1 rRNA gene is annotated in these 353 nt (G+C 45.6%); it reads right to left on the bottom strand.

Annotation, left to right across the window (positions count from 1 at the left end):
- Positions 1 to 257: 257 nt before the first annotated feature.
- Positions 258 to 353 (bottom strand): 16S ribosomal RNA (locus tag AC6LKD_RS32675); the annotation flags it as partial.

The raw sequence follows: 353 nt of genomic DNA, 5'->3' as shown, positions 1-353 counted from the left end.
CTTGAGAACTTGGAACAAAATTAATGCAATCACAACCCGTACCTATCTTCATCGACTTGCGTCGAGTACTTGATAAGTACATTTTCGTTGTGCTTCTTCCAGATTGTTAAAGAACAAATATAGCTGTTGAGTAAAACCCAACTCATAACACTGCGAACAGCGCTATGAGTTAGCCTCTACGCGGCATCAAAATATTGACGCCAGCTACATCAAACAACCGATAAGTGTGGACGCTTAACACGAGCACTTAAGCTCTGAAAGGAGGTGATCCAGCCGCACCTTCCGATACGGCTACCTTGTTACGACTTCACCCCAGTCATGAATCCTACCGTGGTAATCGCCCCCCTTGCGGT

Source organism: Achromobacter sp. D7-1, assembly GCF_059760445.1.
The sequence above is the reverse complement of the archived record's forward strand: the minus strand, read 5'-3'. Positions and strand labels throughout refer to the sequence as shown.